16 protein-coding genes are annotated in these 17,997 nt (G+C 67.9%); 9 read left to right on the top strand and 7 right to left on the bottom strand.

Annotation, left to right across the window (positions count from 1 at the left end; translation table 11 throughout):
• The first annotated feature begins 134 nt into the window (after positions 1–134).
• A complete protein-coding gene (locus tag ASD79_RS00895) occupies positions 135–1,508 on the top strand; it encodes a sulfotransferase (protein WP_056719169.1) in 1,374 nt (457 codons plus the stop codon).
• A gap of 50 nt (positions 1,509–1,558) precedes the next feature.
• Here ASD79_RS00895 and ASD79_RS00890 read toward each other — a convergent pair whose 3' ends face one another.
• A complete protein-coding gene (locus ASD79_RS00890; RefSeq protein ID WP_056719168.1) occupies positions 1,559–2,428 on the bottom strand; it encodes a UTP--glucose-1-phosphate uridylyltransferase in 870 nt (289 codons plus the stop codon).
• A gap of 171 nt (positions 2,429–2,599) precedes the next feature.
• Between ASD79_RS00890 and ASD79_RS00885 the strand changes: the two genes are divergently transcribed.
• Positions 2,600–3,121, top strand: a complete 522-nt coding sequence (locus ASD79_RS00885; RefSeq protein ID WP_056719167.1) for an FKBP-type peptidyl-prolyl cis-trans isomerase — start codon at positions 2,600–2,602, stop codon at positions 3,119–3,121.
• A gap of 8 nt (positions 3,122–3,129) precedes the next feature.
• Here ASD79_RS00885 and ASD79_RS00880 read toward each other — a convergent pair whose 3' ends face one another.
• The gene (locus ASD79_RS00880; protein WP_056719165.1) at positions 3,130–3,762 is read right to left on the bottom strand and encodes a glutathione binding-like protein; all 633 of its coding nucleotides are present in this window, start codon (positions 3,760–3,762) and stop codon (positions 3,130–3,132) included.
• A gap of 99 nt (positions 3,763–3,861) precedes the next feature.
• Here ASD79_RS00880 and argE point away from each other — a divergent pair, with 99 nt between their 5' ends.
• Entirely contained in the window at positions 3,862–5,040 is a 1,179-nt protein-coding gene (gene argE / locus ASD79_RS00875; RefSeq protein ID WP_056719162.1) for an acetylornithine deacetylase, read from the top strand.
• Between the two features lie 54 nt (positions 5,041–5,094).
• Here the strand turns inward: argE and ASD79_RS00870 are convergent, their stop codons facing one another.
• Positions 5,095–6,108 (bottom strand): glycosyltransferase family 2 protein, encoded by a 1,014-nt coding sequence (locus tag ASD79_RS00870; RefSeq protein WP_056719161.1) that lies wholly within the window; start codon positions 6,106–6,108, stop codon positions 5,095–5,097.
• A 191-nt stretch (positions 6,109–6,299) separates the two neighbouring features.
• Here ASD79_RS00870 and ASD79_RS00865 point away from each other — a divergent pair, with 191 nt between their 5' ends.
• The 6 genes from ASD79_RS00865 to rfbA all read left to right on the top strand — a co-directional run bounded on the left by ASD79_RS00865 (position 6,300) and on the right by rfbA (position 10,278).
• Entirely contained in the window at positions 6,300–7,445 is a 1,146-nt protein-coding gene (locus tag ASD79_RS00865) for a glycosyltransferase family 4 protein (RefSeq protein ID WP_056719159.1), read from the top strand.
• Positions 7,442–8,014, top strand: a complete 573-nt coding sequence (gene rfbC, locus ASD79_RS00860; protein ID WP_056719158.1) for a dTDP-4-dehydrorhamnose 3,5-epimerase — start codon at positions 7,442–7,444, stop codon at positions 8,012–8,014. The genes ASD79_RS00865 and rfbC overlap by 4 nt, the downstream gene beginning before the upstream one ends.
• On the top strand, positions 8,011–8,133 hold the full coding sequence (locus ASD79_RS25275; protein ID WP_255356927.1) for a hypothetical protein: 123 nt from the start codon (positions 8,011–8,013) through the stop codon (positions 8,131–8,133). The genes rfbC and ASD79_RS25275 overlap by 4 nt, the downstream gene beginning before the upstream one ends.
• A 172-nt stretch (positions 8,134–8,305) precedes the next feature.
• Positions 8,306–8,518 carry a hypothetical protein gene (locus tag ASD79_RS24825; protein WP_156400304.1) on the top strand — a complete coding sequence of 71 codons (213 nt, stop codon included), beginning with the start codon at positions 8,306–8,308 and terminating at the stop codon, positions 8,516–8,518.
• Positions 8,515–9,396 (top strand): dTDP-4-dehydrorhamnose reductase, encoded by an 882-nt coding sequence (gene rfbD, locus ASD79_RS00850; protein ID WP_200952261.1) that lies wholly within the window; start codon positions 8,515–8,517, stop codon positions 9,394–9,396. The genes ASD79_RS24825 and rfbD overlap by 4 nt, the downstream gene beginning before the upstream one ends.
• An 18-nt stretch (positions 9,397–9,414) precedes the next feature.
• The gene (rfbA, locus tag ASD79_RS00845) at positions 9,415–10,278 is read left to right on the top strand and encodes a glucose-1-phosphate thymidylyltransferase RfbA (protein WP_200952275.1); all 864 of its coding nucleotides are present in this window, start codon (positions 9,415–9,417) and stop codon (positions 10,276–10,278) included.
• A gap of 99 nt (positions 10,279–10,377) precedes the next feature.
• On the opposite strand, the gene queG is transcribed toward rfbA, so the two are convergent.
• The 4 genes from queG to ASD79_RS25380 form a co-directional block, all read right to left on the bottom strand.
• The gene (gene queG, locus ASD79_RS00840) at positions 10,378–11,514 is read right to left on the bottom strand and encodes a tRNA epoxyqueuosine(34) reductase QueG (protein WP_056719152.1); all 1,137 of its coding nucleotides are present in this window, start codon (positions 11,512–11,514) and stop codon (positions 10,378–10,380) included.
• On the bottom strand, positions 11,495–12,181 hold the full coding sequence (locus tag ASD79_RS00835) for a glutathione S-transferase family protein (RefSeq protein WP_056719845.1): 687 nt from the start codon (positions 12,179–12,181) through the stop codon (positions 11,495–11,497). The genes queG and ASD79_RS00835 overlap by 20 nt, the downstream gene beginning before the upstream one ends.
• 112 nt (positions 12,182–12,293) lie before the next feature.
• A complete protein-coding gene (rfaE1, locus tag ASD79_RS00830) occupies positions 12,294–13,751 on the bottom strand; it encodes a D-glycero-beta-D-manno-heptose-7-phosphate kinase (protein ID WP_056719151.1) in 1,458 nt (485 codons plus the stop codon).
• Positions 13,752–13,848: 97 nt separating this feature from the next.
• Positions 13,849–17,982, bottom strand: a complete 4,134-nt coding sequence (locus tag ASD79_RS25380; RefSeq protein ID WP_056719149.1) for a hypothetical protein — start codon at positions 17,980–17,982, stop codon at positions 13,849–13,851.
• Positions 17,983–17,997: the final 15 nt, after the last annotated feature.

The raw sequence follows: 17,997 nt of genomic DNA, 5'->3' as shown, positions 1-17,997 counted from the left end.
GGACATTCAGGCCGGAAAACCTCACCCTTTGGTGACACATCGCGCGAGGAATGCTCAACTCTAGCTTCTGAACGATCTCACTTGCGCTCCAGTTGCAACGTCAGTCGTTCACCGACAGGCGAGTGGCTTAACCGATGACGAATGATTTCTTCCAAAAATTCCAAAAAAACGCAGCCCGCGGGCCCGCGCACCTGCTTGTTACGGGATGCGGGAGAAGCGGGACGACCGCTCTCACCAGCCTACTCAATTCCCATCCACGGATCGGCATACTGGCGGAATTCGGTTGGGCGCGAATCCTGGAAACGACGGACGTCTTCTTCAAGGCTCACGAAGAAGCGATCGGGCGTCTGAAGCGCCCGCTCAAGCAACTGACGCTGCGTGAATACATCGATCCGCTCGACACCATGGACGATGATGAACTCGTAGATGCTCATCTGGCGCTTCCCCTGGCGGAGATCACCGAGGAGATCATGGACGAGGTGGCGGTGCGCCTGCCCGAGCTCACCATGCCTTGTCCCGCCCTGCACTTCGACCGGGTCGTCACCGGTTTCTTCTCGGCCGTGTTTCCCGACAAGGTTTTGAGCGTTATCGGCGACAAGACCCCGGATCTGCTCAAGTGGGAGGATCACTTCGCGAATCTGCGGACGCGCTTGCCACGACTGAAGGTGCTCTACATTTTCCGCGATCCGATGGAAGTGCTCGCGTCTTCTCTGAAACGCCGCGACGATACGCTGGCAGGAGAGGACCAATGGCATGTGACAAGCATCGAGCATGCCTACGGCGATTGGCGCAACGACGCCCTGATGGCCCTGGAAATTGCCAAGGAGCACCCCGACGCGATCCACTTCGTCTATTATGACGACTTGCTCGACGACACGGCCTTCGCCAAGGTCTCGGCCGGAATCGCCAGCTTCCTCGGCGTTCAGAACTCCTTCGTCAACAACTTCTCAGCCCGCCCACAGAGGCCGTTCAGCGATCCAGAGGAACAGGCGTTGGTCGAATACGCCTTTCCCAAAATCGCCGCCGCCCATGATCTCCCGCGCCAAGAGCTGCTCGCGACCATGGCGGTGCGACAGCTGCCATTGAAAACCGACCGGGTCGTGGAGATGGCGTTGCTCGACAGCGGTGCGATCGACCTGCCCGGCTTCGGCGACCGCGAAGAGACAGGACGCTGGACCATCGAACCCACGGCGACAGTGGGATGGAGAGTTTATGGCGCTCCCTGTTTTGGAGTCAGGCTCGAAATCTCACCCCGCAGGATAGGAAGCGAGAAGCCTACCGAACTGACGATCGATTTCTGCGGGATCAAGACGACTCGCCTGCTTCCCCAGAGCCAAGACTGGTCGAAGATCTATGACATCGAGCTGCGATTTGACCAGGGCATCCCCGTTGGCGAGGCGGCGCACCTCAGGCTTGAGATCGGCAATTCGAAGACGGCCGACGAAGAGCCGGTCGCCGACGAACGACGCCTCGGCGTGCGTCTGATTCGTTTCACGCCCCTCGGCTAGGCTAACGTCCGTCATCCCTCGCTTTATTGTGCGAGGGATGACGGACGTTATTAACCCAGCAGCCCCAGGATCATCTCCCGCGCCGCCGCGCCCAGGTCCGGACGCTTCAGGGCCAGGGCCACATTGGCCCGCAGCAGGCCGATCTTGTCGCCGCAGTCGTAGGTCTCGCCGTCATATTCGAGGGCGTGGAAGTCCTGGCTCTTCAGCAGGCTGAGCATCGAGTCGGTCAGCTGGATCTCACCGCCCGCGCCCTTGCCCTGCTTCTCCAGCAGGTCGAAGATTTCCGGCTGCAGGATGTAGCGGCCCGAGATGAACAGGTTCGAGGGCTCGGTCCCCTTAGCCGGCTTCTCGACCATGTCGGTCATGCGGTTCAGGCGGCCGTCCTGGCCGTCCAGCGCCACGATGCCGTACTGGTGGGCCATGCCCTCGGGCGCCGGCTCGACCACGACGATGTTGCCACCTTTCTGGTCATAGGCCTCGATGGCCTGGGCCATGGCCGGGACCTGGGCCGACATCACCATGTCGGGCAGCATCACCGCGAACGGCTCGTCGCCGACGATGTCGCGGGCGCACCATACCGCGTGGCCCAGGCCCAGCGGGGCCATCTGGCGCACGAAGCTCATCTCGCCGGGCCTGGGCAGCTCGCCCAGCAGTTCCTCGAGCAGGGCGGTCTTGCCCTTGGCCGCCAAGGCGGCTTCCAGCTCGACCTGGTGGTCGAAATAGTCCTCGATCGCGCCCTTGTTGCGGCCGGTCACGAAGACGAAGTGCTCGATGCCCGCCGCGCGGCCTTCCTCGACGATGTAGGACAGGATCGGCCTGTCAACGACGTTGAGCAGCTCCTTCGGCGTCGTCTTGGTGCCGGGCAGGACCCGGGTGCCGAAACCGGCGACGGGGAGAACGGCCTTGCGAACGGGTTTCATGGAAGCCTCGTGAGCGGTCACTGATGGGGACGGTTTTTAGGGCGCACCGCCAGGGCGCGCCACCACTGTTCGATGACGGTTCGTCTCAAACCGCAGCCTGCCGAAAATCGCCGCGCCGTGCGGCGAGAAATGGGCTAGCACGGACACGTATTTGTTCCGGAGCTTCGCCTTATGGTCCGCGCCCCCCGTTTCGTCCTCGCCGTCGTGGTCACGCTGGGCGTCGCCCTGGGCCTGTCGGCCTGCGGGCCCAACAAGAAGCAGCAGGAAAGCCTGGCCGCCGCCGAGGCCTTCCTGGCCCAGAACGCCAAGCAGCCCGGCGTGGTCACCCTGCCCGACGGCCTGCAGTACAAGATCGTCCGCTCGGGCCCCGCCACCGGCGCCAAGCCAGGACCGATCGACGAGGTCAAGGTCCACTATGAGGGCAAGCTGACGAACGGCGAGATCTTCGACAGCTCCTACGAGCGCGGCCAGCCCGCCTCGTTCCCGCTGCAGGGCCTGGTGCCGGCCTGGAAGGAAGCCCTGGTGATGATGCGGCCCGGCGACGAATGGACCCTCTACGTGCCGCCGGCCCTGGGCTACGGCGCCCACGACAATGGCCAGATCCCCGGCAATAGCGTGATGATCTTCCGCATCGAGCTGATCGACGTGCTGGCCACCAAGATCCAGGCGCCCAAGGAGCGGGCCCCAGCCTAAGGCGCGCCCTAAATCTTCGGGACGGCCATGCCCCTGACCACCGCCGGTCGCTCGCCGACCGTCTTCAGCCAGCGACGCACCGCCGGCAGGGCCGGCTTGTCGGGCTGGATCTTCTCCAAGGTCTCCAGCGCCGCCCGCGTCCAGGCGTAGCTGGCGATGTCGGCGATCGAATAGGCGTCGCCGGCCAGGTAGGGGTGCTTCTCCAGCCGCCCCTCCATCACCCCCAGCAGCCGCCGGACCTCGTCGCCGAACCGGTCGATGGCCAGTTCCGAGGGCTCCGAGGCGCGCAGGGCGAAATAGTTCAGCTGGCCGGCCATCGGCCCCAGCCCGCCCACCTGCCAGAAGGTCCATTCCATGGCCGCCACCCGCGCGGGGCCGGAGGACGCCAGCAGCTTGCCGGTCTTCTCGGCCAGATAGACCAGGATCGCGCCGCTCTCGAACACCGACCGCGGGCCGTCGGGCGCGTCCTGGTCGACGATGGCGGGAATCTTGTTGTTGGGCGAGATCGTCAGGAAATCGGGCGCGAACTGTTGGTTCTGGCCGATGTCGACCGGGTGGACGCGATAGTCCAGGCCCAGCTCCTCCAGCATGATCGAGATCTTGCGGCCGTTGGGCGTGGCCCAGGTGTAGAGGTCGATCATCGGGTGTCTCCGCTCGTTCCACGCGCACGGACAACGCGCGGCGGTCCGTTCGCGTCGCCGACGGTAGGCGTGCGCGCGGGGCCGCGCTAGGGTCTGGCCATGGTCTCCTCATCCGAAACGCTTTCCGCCCGCGCGGTCGACATTCTCGGCACGCTGGTGGCCTTCGACACCACCTCGCGGCTTTCGAACCTGGCTTTGATCGAATGGGTCGAGGCCTATCTGTCCAACCTGGGGATCGCCTCGCGGCGGGTGCCCAACCACGACGGGACCAAGAGCAACCTGCTGGCCAGCATCGGCCCGGCCATTGCGGGCGGCGTCGTGCTGTCGGGCCACACCGACGTGGTGCCGGTCGACGGCCAGCCGTGGACCAGCGACCCGTTCGTGCTGACCCCGCGCGACGGGCGGCTGTACGGACGGGGAACCTGCGACATGAAGGGCTTTCTGGCCCTGGCCCTGGCCGCCGCGCCGGACCTGGCCGCCGCCACGCTCGACCGCCCCGTCCACCTGGCCTTCTCCTATGACGAGGAGATCGGCTGCCTGGGCGCGCCGGACATGATCGCGGTGATCGCCAACGAGTTGCCCCGCCCCGCCCTGGTGGTGGTCGGCGAACCCACCGACATGGTCGCGGTGCGCGGCCACAAGGGCATCTCCAGCTTCCGCGTCACGGTCACGGGCCGCGAAGCCCATTCCAGCCTGACCCACCTGGGCGTCTCGGCCAACATGGTCGCCATCAAGCTGATGAGCCATCTGGTCGAGCTGTCGGAGCGGCTGGAGCGCGAGGCCGACCCAGGCTCGCCGTTCGTCCCCAAGGGCGCGACCCTGACCATCGGCCAGGTCAATGGCGGTACGGCGCTCAACATCCTGGCCCGCGAATGCGTGTTCGTTTTCGACCTGCGCATGCCGGCGGGGATGGACGCCCAGGCGATCCTGGCCGACTTCTTCGCCCTGGCCGCGAAGCTGGACGCCGAGATCAAGGCCAAGGCCCCCGAGGGCGGCGTGCGCGTCGAGACCCGCTCGATGACCCCGGCCTTCGCGCCGGAGGTCGACGGCGCGGCCGAGGTGTTCGCCCGCCGCATCGCCGGCGACAACGGCCCGCCCCGCGTCGTGCCCTATGCCGCCGAGGCCGGCCAGTTCCAGGGCGCGGGCTTCTCGACGGTGATCTGCGGCCCCGGCTCGATCGACCAGGCCCACCAGCCCGACGAATATGTCGAGGTCAGCCAGATGCAGCGCGGCGCGGCCTTCATGCGACGCCTGATCGAGGACCTTTCCCAAGCGTGACAGCCGAAAGTGGAAGCCGGTTTCGGCGACCGTCCCGCGTCTTCTAGGAAGTGCCTACCGATCCAAGGATCGGTAGCGCCGAATGACGATCCGGCGACCGAAGAAGGCCACTGGATCGATGGCCATGGCCCGCAGGATATCCCAGGAACCGGCCTTGCGGCTGGCCTGAAGCTCGCGCCGCGAGGCCAGGATCGGATCGAGGGCCTCGCGCTTGAGCGCCGCCCGGATGCCGCGCACCACCGGCGCGGCGTCGCCCCGCCGGGCGTGCAGCAGCAGCAGGCCGGCGGTCACCGCGACGTGCAACGGCGTGGTCAGCCACAGCAGCAGCGGCGGGGTGTTCTTCAGGAAGGTCCAGATCCGGTTGCGCGAACCGTGGAAGACGGCGAAGTCCGAACGCACCCCGGTGCTGGCCGATCCCACGTGCTCGACCCGCGCCGCCGGCAGCAACAACGTCGCCTCGCCCGCCAGGCGCAGCCGATAGCCCAGGTCGACGTCCTCGCAGTAGCAGAAGAACCGCTCGTCGAAACCGCCCAGGCTCAGGAACAGATCGCGGTCAATCAGGGTCGCCGCGCCGCAGGCCGAGAAAACCTCGCCCTCGCGCAGGTTCGGCGGCAAGCGCCGGCGATAGCCGCCGCGGAACGGGATGCCGGCCGAGGTCATCACGTCACCCGCTCCGTCCATCAGGTCCGGCTCGTCGGCCACCATCTGCAGCGAGGTGAAGCAGCGCACCTCCGGATGGCGCAGCGTCCCGGCGATCAGCGCCTCCAGCCAGTCCGGTTGGGCATAGGCGTCGGGGTTGAGCAGCACCAGCCAGCGGCCCCGCGCCTCGCGCGCCGCCAGGTTGTTGCCGGCCGCGAAGCCCAGATTGGCTCCAGGCTCCAGAAGCCTGATGCTCGGATTGGCGGCCACAGCCGCCTGAGGGGCGCCGTCGCTGGAGGCGTTGTCGACCATCAGCACTTCGAAATCGTCGAGGGTCTGGGCCCGCAACCCGGCCAGGCAGCGCTCCAGCGTCGGTCCGCTCTGATAGCTGACGATGATGATGCTGAGCAGCGGTGGCGACGAGCGCATGGACGCGACAGTTCGATTCAATGAGAATGGGAAGACTGGCTAACACAGCCCGAGCGTCCCGAGGTACACTGATCGTGATGAAATACCTCAGAGCTCTGGCCTGGCGTCATGCGCCGGATCTCTGCCAAGCGATTTCCGTCCGGTTGCCCTCGGTTCAAGCTTATCGCCACTATGGATGGCGGCGTCGGCGCGTGGGCCCCGGCGGACCCGTCACCATCGCCGGCTTTCATGGCGCGGTGCTGGGCCTGGGCGAAGCCGCCCGCGGCGCCGTTTCGGCCCTGACCAAGGCCGGCGCGCCGCCCCGTGCCTGGGACGTTTCGGAGCGGTTGGGCCATCCTCGACGGCTGGACTACGGCGACGAGGCTCCGCCCGCCGCCGGTCCAGGCGTGCTGATCGCCCACATGAATCCTCCCGAGTTGATCCAACTGATCAACACCGCCGGTCGGGCGCCTTTCGAGGGCAAGCACGTCATCGGCTACTGGGCCTGGGAACTGCCGGACATCCCCGCGCTGTGGAAGCCGGCGTTCCGCTATGTCGATGAGATTTGGGCGCCCTCGACCTTCACCGCGGAGGCCATACGCCGCTCGGCGCCGCGCCGACTTGCGGTCAAGGTCGTTCCCCACCCGGTTCCCGAAAGCCACGTTGCGTCGGACCGCGCGCGGTTCGGATTCCCGCCGGACCGCGTAATCATTCTATGCGCCTTCGACTTTCGCTCCACCTTCGCTCGCAAGAATCCCCTGGCGGCCCTGGAAGCGTTTCGCCAGGCCGCGATCCGCGCGCGCCACCCCGCCACCCTGGTCTTCAAGACCGTCGGCGGCGTGGAGATTCCGGAGGCCTTGGACGCCCTTGTCGCGGCGATCGGCGACGCGCCCGACGTCATTCTGCTGACGGAGACGATGAGCGCCGACGATCGCGACCGCTTGCTCGCCAGCTGCGACATCCTGCTGTCGCTCCATCGCGCCGAGGGCTTTGGCCTGCTGCTGGCCGAAGCGATGGCGGCCGGCAAGGCGGTCGTCGCCACGGGCTGGTCCGGCAACATGGATTTCATGGATGAAAACTCGGCGATCCTGGTCTCCTACGTCCTGACCCCCGCCCAGGACATCCAGGGCATCTACCACCGCGGCATGTGGGCCGAGGCCGACGTCGAGGCCGCGGGTCGGGCCCTGGCCGAACTGATTGACGACCGTGATCGACGCGAGGCGATCGGCGACAAGGCCAGAGCCATGGTGCGCCGCCACCTGGCGCCGCTGGTCGTCGCCAGCCTGATGCGCGACGCACTTGAGGGCGAGGCGCCCTCATCGACACCCCGCGGACGGCCGGAAGGAACCTGCCCGTGAACATCGACCGGCTCTCCATTCCGGACGTCCTGCTGATCACACCCCGGCGGTATGGTGACGAGCGCGGCTGGTTTTCGGAGACCTTCCGCCAATCGGCCCTGGACGAGGCCGGCTTCACCGGCGGAGCCTTCGTGCAGGACAATCACGTACGCTCGACCCAACGCGGCGTGCTGCGCGGTCTGCATTTCCAGAAACCGCCGCATGCGCAGGACAAGCTGGTGCGCTGTGTGCGCGGCGCGATCTTCGACGTCGCGGTGGACATCCGCGACGGCTCTCCCACCTTCGGCCAATGGGTCGGGGCCGAACTGTCGGCGGACAACGCCCAGCAGCTGTTGGTGCCCAAGGGCTTCGCCCACGCCTATTGCACCCTGACCCAAGAGTGCGAAGTGCTCTACAAGGTTACCGGCTACTACGCCCTCCAGGCCGAGGGCGCGTTGCGCTGGAACGACCCGGCTCTGGCCATCGACTGGAGGATTCCGGCCGAAGAGATCACCACCAACGCTCGCGACGCCGCCGCCCCCCTGCTGGCCGATCTGGTCACACCGTTCGTTCAAGAGACGGTCTGGTGAACTTCACCGACGTGATCGCCCCGATGGTCGAGCGCAAGCGTCTTGCCGCGTCCGACATAGCCTATGTCGAGGTCTCGGATGTCGGCCACGTGCCGGTGTCGCCCGAGGGGGAAGCCTGAGTGGCGATGGAATAGCTGCTGGGACGGCGCGCCAGCCCAGACTGTCGCGCCTTGATGCACGGCTATCGAAGCCAGTCGGCAAATGATATCCCGCCCGCGGAGTATTTGTATCCATGGAATGCTTCGGGGCGGCGCTGTCTCGGAGCGCCGATACGTGATCGAGAGGGAGAGCGTGAAGATACTCGTCACGGGCGGCGCGGGGCGCATCGGGTCGGCGGTCTGTCGCGAGACAGGCGACCAGGTCACCCATGTCACCGACCGGCCCGGCCACGACCGCCGTTGCGCTATCGACACCGCCAGACTGGAGACCGAACTCGGTTGGCGGGCCCGGAAGACCGACATCCGCGGGACGGTCGAATGGCGCCTGGGCCTGTTTCGACCTTGACGCCGAACCCCATCCTCGTCTTCGGCCGCAATGGCCAGGTGGCCCGTGAACTGGCCGGTCGCGGCGCCGCCACCGGGCGCGCCCTGGTTTTCGCCGGTCGCGAGACCCTCGACCTGTCCAATCCCGCCCGGATCGCCCCCCTGATCGCGGCGGTCGCTCCCCGCGCGGTGATCAACGCCGCCGCCTACACCGCCGTGGATCGCGCCGAGCGCGAGCCGGCCGCCGCCATGGCCTTGAACCGTGACGCTCCCGCCGCCATCGCGGCGGCCTGCGCCGCCCGAGGCCTGCCGCTTATCCATTTCTCCACCGACTACGTCTTCGACGGCGCCCTGCCGCGCCCCTATGTCGAGACCGACCCCACCGGCCCGACCAGCGTCTATGGCGTCAGCAAGCTGGCCGGTGAACAGGCAGTGGCCGGAGCCGGCGGGGCGGCGATCACCCTGCGCACCGCGTGGGTCTACAGCGCCCACGGCGTGAACTTCGTGAAGACCATGCTGGCCCTCGCCGTCGCCCGTGACGAGATCAGCGTCGTCGCCGACCAGCTCGGTCGCCCGACCTGGGCCCGCGATTGCGCCGACGCCGCCTTGCTGGCGGTGGACGCCCTGGCCGACGCGCCCGACCTGGCCGGCGTCTATCACATCTGCGGGGACGGCGACGCGACCTGGGCCGATCTCGCCGCCGCGGTGTTCGACGAGTCGGGGCGACGCGGCGGTCCGACCGCTCGCGTGCGCCCGATCAGCACCGAGGAATATCCCACCCCCGCCAAACGTCCGGCCAACTCGCGGCTGGACTGCGGGAAAATCGAAGCCGCGCTGACCTGGCGCCGTCGTCCATGGCGCCAGAGCCTGGCGTCCTGCATGACCGAGATGGAGCTCTAGCCACCCATGAACGGAACCCTGAAGGGGATCGTCCTGGCAGGCGGGTCCGGCACCCGCCTGCACCCCCTGACCCGAGCCGTCTGCAAGCAGTTGCTGCCAATCTACGACAAGCCAATGGTCTATTATCCAATCAGCACCCTGATGCTGGCCGGCATCCGCGAGATCCTGATCATCTCGACGCCCAAGGATGTCCCGCTGTTCAAGGACCTGCTGGGCGACGGCTCCGACTGGGGGGTGCGCTTCGAGTACGCGGTGCAGGAGACCCCGCGCGGCCTCGCAGACGCCTTCATCGTCGGCGCGGACTTCATCGGCGAGAACCGATGCGCCCTGGTGCTAGGCGACAACCTCTATTTCGGCCACGGCCTGAGCGAGGAACTGGCCAGGGCGACGGCCGTCGAAGAGGGCGCGGTCGTTTTCGCGTACCATGTCACCGATCCCGAGCGTTACGGGGTCGTGGATTTCGACGCCGAGGACCGGCCGGTCGCGATCGAGGAGAAGCCGGAAAATCCCCGCTCCCACTGGGCTGTCACCGGACTCTATTTCTACGACAACCGGGTGGTCGAGATGGCGCGCAACCTGGCGCCCTCGCCCCGCGGCGAGCTGGAGATCACCGACATCAACCGGCTCTACATGGCCAAGGGCCAGTTGTCGGTGTCCAAGCTGGGGCGTGGCTACGCCTGGCTCGACACCGGCACCCACGACAGCCTGGCCGAGGCCACCGACTTCATCCGCGCCATCGAGAAGCGTCAGGGCCAGAAAGTCGGCTGTCCAGAAGAGGTCGCCTTCAGCCAGGGCTGGATCTCGGCCGAGCAACTCGCGGCGCTCGGCGCGGCCATGGGCAAGACGGAATATGGCCAGTACCTGATGCGGTTGGCGGGTTAGAGCGTTTTCAAGCGAAGTGGACACCGGTTCGCGTGAAGAAAACGCGCCAAAACAAAAAGCTAGAGTGTCCGGCCTGATGCAATCAGGTCGGGAAACGCTCTAGGCTCGAAGGGCCCGCCACTCTTCGATGACGTCGGGGTCCTGTTCGGTCGCGGGCGGCCCCGCGACGTGGCCTCCGACCCGCCCCAGCCGCCCCGCCGCCCACACCGCCGCGCCGCGCACCATCGGCGACGGGTCGGTCAGCAGCGGTTCGACCGCCGCCATGAGGTCCGCCTCACCGCTGTTGCCGATCGCGTAGAGCACGTTGCGCACGAAGCGATCGCGGCCGATGCGCTTGACCGGGCTCTTGGAGAACAGCGCCCGGAACGACGGATCGTCCAGCCCCGCCAGTTCGGCCAGAGAGGGCCCCTTCAGGGTCTCGCGGGCGTGGAAGGCCATCTCGCTCGACAGCCGCGCGAACTTGTTCCACGGACAGACGGCCAGGCAGTCGTCACAGCCATAGATGCGGTTGCCCAGCGCCTCGCGAAACTCGACCGGGATCGGGCCCGACAGCTCGATGGTCAGGTAGGAGATGCAGCGCCGCGCATCCAGCTGGTAGGGACCGGGGAAGGCCTTGGTCGGGCAGATGTCCAGGCAGGCGCGGCACGAGCCGCAGTGGTCGACCTCCGGTGGGTCGGCCGGCAGGTCCAGCGTCGTCAGCACCGAACCGAGGAACAGCCACGAGCCGAACTGGCGCGACACCAGGTTGGTGTGCTTGCCCTGCCAGCCCAGGCCGGCGCGCTGGGCCAGCGGCTTTTCCATCAGCGGCGCGGTGTCGACGAACACCTTCACCTCGCCGCCGAACCGGCCGTGCATCCAGCGGGCCAGGGCCTTGAGCCGCTTCTTGATCACCTCGTGATAGTCGTCGCCCTGGGCGTAGACCGAGATCGCGGCGCGCGACGGGTCCTCCAGGGCGATCAGCGGGTCGTGCTCGGGGCCGTAGTTGACACCCAGCACCACCGCCGTCCGGGCGTCCTGCCACATGGCGGTCGGATGGGCGCGCCGGTCGAGCGTCTCCTCCATCCAGTCCATCGCCCCGTGGAAGCCCTCGGCCACGAACTCGCGCAGCCAGCCGCCGTTGGGCCAGGCCTCGCTGGCGCTGGCGAAACCGCAGGCGTCGAAACCCAGCCGCAGGGCCTCGGCGCGGATTTCGTCTCTCAGCGCTTGGTTCGGATGGCTAGAAGTCGAGATCGTCATAATGCGCGGCCGGCGCGAGGCCGGGCCAGCGATCGGCCAGGATGGGCCGGAAGGCCGGCCTCGACTTCAGCTTCATGTACCAAGTCTTGACCGCCGGGAAGTCCTTCCACGGCACGTCGCCGAAATAGTCGATCACCGACAGGTGGGCGGCGGCGGCGAAGTCGGCCAGGCTCATGCGGCGTCCAGCCAGCCAGTCGCGGGCCTGCAGCAGGCCCTCGATATAGTCCAGGTGCTGGCGCAGGGCGTCGCGGCCCCGGCGCAGCGACGACAGGTCCGGCGCGCCCAGCCGCAGCAGGCGCTTTTCCATCTTCTCGTGCAGCAGGAAGCCGTTGACCTCGTTGTCGAACTTGCGGTCGAACCACTGCAGCAGCCGGCGCGCCTCGGCCCGCTCGCCCGGTTCGCGGCCCAGCAGGGCCGGTTCGGGCTCCTGTTCCTCGATATGCTCGAGGATGGCCCGGCTCTCGCAGATCACCGCCGTGCGCTGGTGCCGGGTCTCGACCAGCACCGGGGTCACGCCCGACGGGTTCAGCTTGGCGAACTCCGGCGGCGACTCCCAGTAGCGCACCTGCGCCTCGACGAACGGCAGGCGCTTCTCGCCCAGGGCGAGCCGCACCTGGCGGGAGGCCGGGTCCAGGGGGAAGTGATGAAGGGTTCGTTCGACGCTCATGCCCACGCGCATTCAGGCTGCATCGTTCGATCGATGCGCCGCTTTGCTTAACAACAGCTTGCTGAACGCCGCTTATTCACCGCGTTCGTGGTCAAAATGCGGGCATTCAGCCTCAAGCCTTGGCGTTCATCCGGCCGATCAGGTTGGTGGTGCTCTGGCCGGCCTTGAGATCGGCCAGCAACACGCGGCCGCCGTAGCCTAGCACGATGTCGGAGCCGACCACGGTCTCGACCGTGTAGTCGGCGCCCTTGACCAGCACGTCGGGCCGGAAGGCCTCGATCAGAGCGCGAGGGGTGTCGTCGTCGAACAGCACCACCAGGTCGACCGACGACAGCGAGGCCAGCACGGTGGCCCGCGCGCCCTCCTTCTGCACCGGCCGGGTCGGGCCCTTCAGCACCTGCACCGAGGCGTCGGTGTTGAGGCCGACGATCAGCCGGTCGCAGGCGGCCCTGGCCTGGGCCAGCAGCGAAACGTGGCCGGGATGCAGCAGGTCGAAACAACCGTTGGTGAAGCCGACCTTCAGCCCCCGAGCCCGCCAGCCGGCGACGATGGCCAGGGCCCCGTCCAGGTCGGCGATCTTGTCCTGGGCCGGATCGGCGTGGGCCCCGAGGCTCAGGGCCGTCAACTCGTCGGCGGTGACCACGTCGGTGCCCAGCTTGGCCACCACCAGACCGGCGGCCAGGTTGGCCAGGCGGGCCGCGTCCAGCGGACGCGCGCCGCAGGCCAGCGCGAGCGCCAAGGTGGCGGCCACGGTGTCGCCGGCCCCCGAGACGTCGAACACCTCGACGGCGGTGGCCGGCAGGTGGACCGGCGCCTGACCACGGATGGCCAGGGTCATGCCCGCCCCGCCCCGGGTGACCAGGGCGGACGACAGGTTGGGCGCGGCGGCCAGGATGGCGTTGGCGGCCTCGGCGGCGGCCTCGTCCCCCGCCCCGGTCACGCCGGTGGCCTCGGCGGCCTCGCGGCGGTTGGGCTTGATCAGGGTGGCGCCGTCATAGCGTGACAGGTCGCGGCTCTTGGGGTCGACGATCACCGGCTTGCCGGCCGCCTTGGCGGCGGCGATGGCGGCGCGCAGCACCGGCGCGCCGAGCACGCCCTTGGCGTAGTCGGACAGCACCACCACGTCGACCTGCCGCAGATGAGCGTTGAACGCCGCCAGCAAGGCCGCGTCGTCGACGTCGCCGCAGTCCTCGCGGTCGGCGCGCAGCATCTGGTGCGATCCGGAAATGTAGCGGGTCTTCTCGGTGGTCCGGCGCTTGGGATCGACGATCAGGGCCGAGTCCAGGCTCGGCTCGCGGTCGATCAGTCCGGCCAGGACCCGGCCGGCGTCGTCGTCGCCGACCACCCCCACCAGCACCGCCCGGCCGCCCAGGGCCGCGACGTTGCGGGCCACGTTGCCGGCCCCGCCCAGCATCACCGTCTCGCGCTCCACGGCGATCACCGGCACCGGGGCCTCGGGCGAGATGCGCTCCACCGCGCCATAGACGAAGCGGTCCAGCATGACGTCGCCCAGCACCAGCACGGTGGCGCCCGCGAAGGCTCTCGGCAGCTTGGCCAGGGTGTCGTCCATCGGGATCGGCGCTCGTCTCGGAGAAGAAGAGGGCCATTTGGCCCCGCGCGGCCGCCGGAGCAAGCCCGCAGAGCGCGGCGACGTCACATGGCGGGGATCACAGCAAGAAGTCGGACGCCGTCAGCGCGGCATGGTTACCGGTGAGGATGAGCTGGGCCGCGCCGTAGCCGCTATTGTCGACGGACAGCGTTACATAGGTTTGATCGAAGAACGCATCGTAGGTCACGGACAGGTCTCCTGCATGACCGTAGAGATTGTTCAGCATGAAGGCTTGGTCGCCGGCTTGCGTCAGGTCGGCGTCGATTCCCGACAGGTCGATCAGGTCGCCGGCCGAGAAGTCCGTGATGCGGCCCGCCGCCGATAGCCGGGAGCCGGAGATCGGGCCGAACACGAAGGTGTCGTCGCCCGCCCCGCCGGTCAGGATATCCGTCCCGCCGCCGCCGCGAAGGACATCGTCGCCCGCGCCGCCCTGGAGGATGTTGGACAGGTTCGAGCCGGTCAGCAGGTCGTCATAGTTCGACCCGGTGACGTTCTCGATCGAGATCAGGGTGTCGATGCCGCCGCCGCGTGTCAGCTGGTCCTCGACGATCGACAGATCGACCTCGACGCGGGACCCGGCCAGCAGATAGGTGACCGTGTCGGACCCCGCGCCGCCATCGATGGTGTCGTTGCCCGCTCCCCCGTCAAGCACGTCGTCACCCGCCTCGCCCCAGACGCTGTCGGCGCCCTCGCCGCCGACCAGGGCGTCGACCCCGCCGCCGCCTTTCAGCCAGTCCTGTCCCTCGCCGCCCAGCAGGCCATTGGCCCCGCCGTCGCCGATCAGGAGATCGGAAAAGGCGCCGCCCTTGAGGTTTTCGATGCCGATAAAGGTGTCGTGGCCCGCGCCGGTGTCCTGCGCGCCGATCAGGCCGAGGTCGACGACGACGCCGTTGGCGGCGTTGTCGAAGGCGATCGTGTCGCTCCCCACGCCGCCGTCGAAAATGTCGTCGCCAACGCCGCCGATCAGTACGTCGGCGCCGTCAGCGCCTTCCAGAAGCCCCCCGGCGGCGCTGGCGGTCACGGTGAGGCTGAGTGGCGGGATGTAGACGGTCTGATCGTTGAAACCGACGTATTCGACGTTGGTCAGGGTGTCGGTGAAGCCGCCGCCGATTACTGTCGTCACGCCGTCGACCGTGGTGATCACATAGTCGGCCCGCAGGCCGTCGATCATGGCGGTGTCCAAGCCCCGGCCGCCGTCGATCGTGTCGTTGCCCTGTTGGCCGTAGAGATTGTCGTCGCCGAGACCCCCGTGGAGGTGGTCGTCACCCCAACCGGCGATCAGCGCGTCGTTGCCGCCAAGGCCATAGAGCTGGTCGTCGCCGTTGAAGGTGTAGAAGACGTTGACGTTGTCGTCGCCGCGGAAGACATCGCTCGAGTCGCTGCCGTCGAACTGGAAGATGTTGGTGAAGGTGTCCAGGCCTTCGCCGGTGTCCTGCGGCCCGGTGATCGTCAGGTCCAGGGTGATGGGCCCCGATCCCAGGCCGAAAAAGTAGATATCGCCGCCGCCGCCGCCATCGACGATGTCGTTCCCGGCCCCACCGGTCAGCGCTTCCCCGTTGCTCCCTCCATAGAGCCTGTCGTCGCCAGCGCCGCCCACCAGGCTGTTGGATCCGCCAAGTCCGCGCAGGACGTCGTTACCGGCGCCGCCCACCAGCACATTGTCGCCGTCGTCGCCAATCAAGGTCGCGCCGAAATCGCCGGCGGTCACGTTCTCGATGCTGTTGAGCTTCAGGGCGCCCATGCCGGTCTGCTGAGCGCCCGTCAGACGCAGGTCGACCTGCACCGCGCCCGTGGCGGCGCTCAGGTCGAGCCGGTCCTTGCCGGCGCCGCCCGAAATGGAGACGAGCGGGCTGGCCGAGAGATCTGTCAGTATCTTGATGACGTCGTTGCCGTCGGAATAGTCGGAGCCGCCATAGACGAAGAGGCCGCCCGCCAGGGGCGCGTCGCCCGGCGCCAGGCCATCGATCAGGATCAGGTCGTCGCCGGACTCGCCGTTGACGACGCTGTCGGCCAGGTCGGCGCGCAATTCGTCGTTGCCGGCCCCGGCCAGGAGGGTGTCCTTGCCCGCGCCACCGACGAGGATGTCCCCGCCCAGGTTGCCGGTCAGGTAGTCGTCGCCCGCGCCGCCGTCGGCGAGGCTGCCGAGATAGCCAACCGCCGTGTAGAGGTAGGCGATCGACAGGCCGTCGGCGCCGGCCTCGCCATAGAGTTCCCCCGACCCGAAGATCGAATCCGAGCCCTCTCCGCCATACAGGAAGTCGCGGGTCAGCCCGCCGGTGATCGTATCGTCGCCGGCCCCGCCGTAGACGGTGTTGACCGTGGCGGGATCGTCCGTGGCGCCGAGCTCGTAGCCCGCGGTGTCAAGGCGGTCGTTACCGTCGCCGCCGTCGAGGATGTCGGCGCCCGCGCCGCCCTTGAGGATGTCGTTGTTGGCGCCGCCGTACAGCTTGTCGTCGCCCTGGCCGCCGTACAACGTGTCCTCGCCTCCGTCGCCCCAGATCTGGTCCTTGCCGTTGTTGCCGTACAGCGTGTCGGAGCCATCGGCCCCGTGCAGCTGGTCGTCACCGTTGAGCCCGTAGAAGACCTCGCCATAGAAGGTTCCGTTGAAGACGTCCGCGCCCTCGCCGCCGCCGAGCGTCACGACGAAGGGCGTGGGCGAAAAGGCGGTGGCGTCCAGCGCGACGGTTCCGGTGAACCGCAGCAGGGAATCGCCGCTGCTCAGCGTGCTGCTGCCGTCGTGGTCGAAGATCAGGTAGGTGAAGCCGCCGCTGGTCCAGGTCCAGACCTGCAGGAAACCGGGACCGTAGTCGTCGGACGAGAAGGCCTTGCCGTAGTCGAGCGAGAAGTTCGGATTGTTCAGCGCGCCGCGCAACACGGCGGTTTGGCCGTAGCCGGTGTTCATGCTGACGAACAGGCGATCGCCCTCGGCGGCGTTGAAGTCGGTGATCGTATCGTAGCGGCCGATATTGCCGTCGGAGCCCAAGGTGACCGTGTAGCGGTCGGCGCCCGTGCCGCCGGTCAGGGTCGAGCCGCCGCCCAGGATGAATCGGTCGTCGCCCGCTCCGCCATAGGCGGTGGAGCCGCTGGTCAGGATCTCGTCGTCGCCCTCGCCGCCATAGGCGGTGTCGCCGCCGCTGGGGCCGAGATAACCCCACGACGCGTTGATCGTGTCGTTGCCGATCCCGCCGTCGAGGAGGTCCTGGCCTTCGCCGCCCCTCAGGGTGTCGTCGCCGCCCTCGCCATAGACGGCATTGACCGAGCCCTGGTCGTAGGCCTCGCCAGACTGGGCGCCGGCGTAGATCGTGTCAGTGCCGCCGCCGCCGTGCAGGGTGTCGTTGCCGGCCCCGCCGACGATGAGGTCGCCGTCGTCGCCGCCCTCGATCTGGTCGTCGCCGTCGCCGCCCTCGAGGCTGTCGCTGCCCGCCAGGCCCGAGATCACGTCATTGCCGGCCAGTCCGTAATAGACGTTGGGCTGGGCGTCGCCCGTCCAGGTGTCGTTTCCGGCCGTGCCTAGCAGGACGACCTGGATGGGACCCGTCGCGTTGGGCGGCAGGGCGTAGCGGTCGATCGTGGGCGCGCCGTCCAGGGCCAGCACGAAATCGGGGCCGTCCAGCAGGTTGTTGGCGTTCACGTCGACCATCAGATAGGTCACGCCGGCGTTCAGCCAAGTGTACACGCCCATCGCCGTGTAGACCCCCAGGGGGCCGTTATAGAGCGCCTGGGTCGCGAAGGCCTTGCCGCTGGTCAGCGAGAAGCCCGGCGCGGTGACCGCGCCCGCCCAGGCCAGATACCGGTAGGCCATGCCTCTGAAGGACAGGCTGACGAGGTCACCCTCGGCCCGCGAGAAATCGACGATGTGGTCGTAGACCGCCAGATTGCCGGGCTTGTCCTGATAGCCGAACTCGAAGGCGAAGGTGTCGGCGCCCGTGCCGCCCTTCAGGATGTCGCTGGCCCGGTCGTAGTCGAAGCTGGCGGGTTGCAGGTCGGCGATGATCCGGTCGTCGCCGGCCCCGCCGTCGATAATGTCCGCGCCCGCCTCGCCATAGATGAGATCGTTGCCGTCGCCGCCGGAAATGGTGTCGCCGCCCGCGCCGCCGAACAGGTAGTCGTCGCCGCCCTGGCCGTTGATCGTGTCGGCGTCGCCCTGGCCATAGTAGATGTCGAGGCCGGAGCCGCCGTTGAAAATCGACATGAACGCGCCCCCGGG

This window comes from Caulobacter sp. Root655, assembly GCF_001427665.1.
Classification (GTDB): Bacteria; Pseudomonadota; Alphaproteobacteria; order Caulobacterales; family Caulobacteraceae; genus Caulobacter.
Note: the sequence above shows the minus strand (reverse complement) of the source record. Positions and strands in the feature narration are given on the sequence as shown.

Bases quoted from the DNA above. Each gene is read 5' to 3' on its own strand.
- ASD79_RS00895 (WP_056719169.1), top strand. From the start codon at position 135: ATGACGAATGATTTCTTCCAAAAATTCCAAAAAAACGCAGCCCGCGGG.
- queG (WP_056719152.1), bottom strand. From the start codon at position 11,514: ATGACGATCTCGACTTCTAGCCATCCGAACCAAGCGCTGAGAGACGAA.
- ASD79_RS00870 (WP_056719161.1), bottom strand. From the start codon at position 6,108: ATGCGCTCGTCGCCACCGCTGCTCAGCATCATCATCGTCAGCTATCAG.
- rfaE1 (WP_056719151.1), bottom strand. From the start codon at position 13,751: ATGGACGACACCCTGGCCAAGCTGCCGAGAGCCTTCGCGGGCGCCACC.
- ASD79_RS00880 (WP_056719165.1), bottom strand. From the start codon at position 3,762: ATGATCGACCTCTACACCTGGGCCACGCCCAACGGCCGCAAGATCTCG.
- ASD79_RS00885 (WP_056719167.1), top strand. From the start codon at position 2,600: ATGGTCCGCGCCCCCCGTTTCGTCCTCGCCGTCGTGGTCACGCTGGGC.
- ASD79_RS00835 (WP_056719845.1), bottom strand. From the start codon at position 12,181: ATGAGCGTCGAACGAACCCTTCATCACTTCCCCCTGGACCCGGCCTCC.
- ASD79_RS25380 (WP_056719149.1), bottom strand. From the start codon at position 17,982: ATGTCGATTTTCAACGGCGGCTCCGGCCTCGACATCTACTATGGCCAG.
- ASD79_RS00890 (WP_056719168.1), bottom strand. From the start codon at position 2,428: ATGAAACCCGTTCGCAAGGCCGTTCTCCCCGTCGCCGGTTTCGGCACC.
- argE (WP_056719162.1), top strand. From the start codon at position 3,862: ATGGTCTCCTCATCCGAAACGCTTTCCGCCCGCGCGGTCGACATTCTC.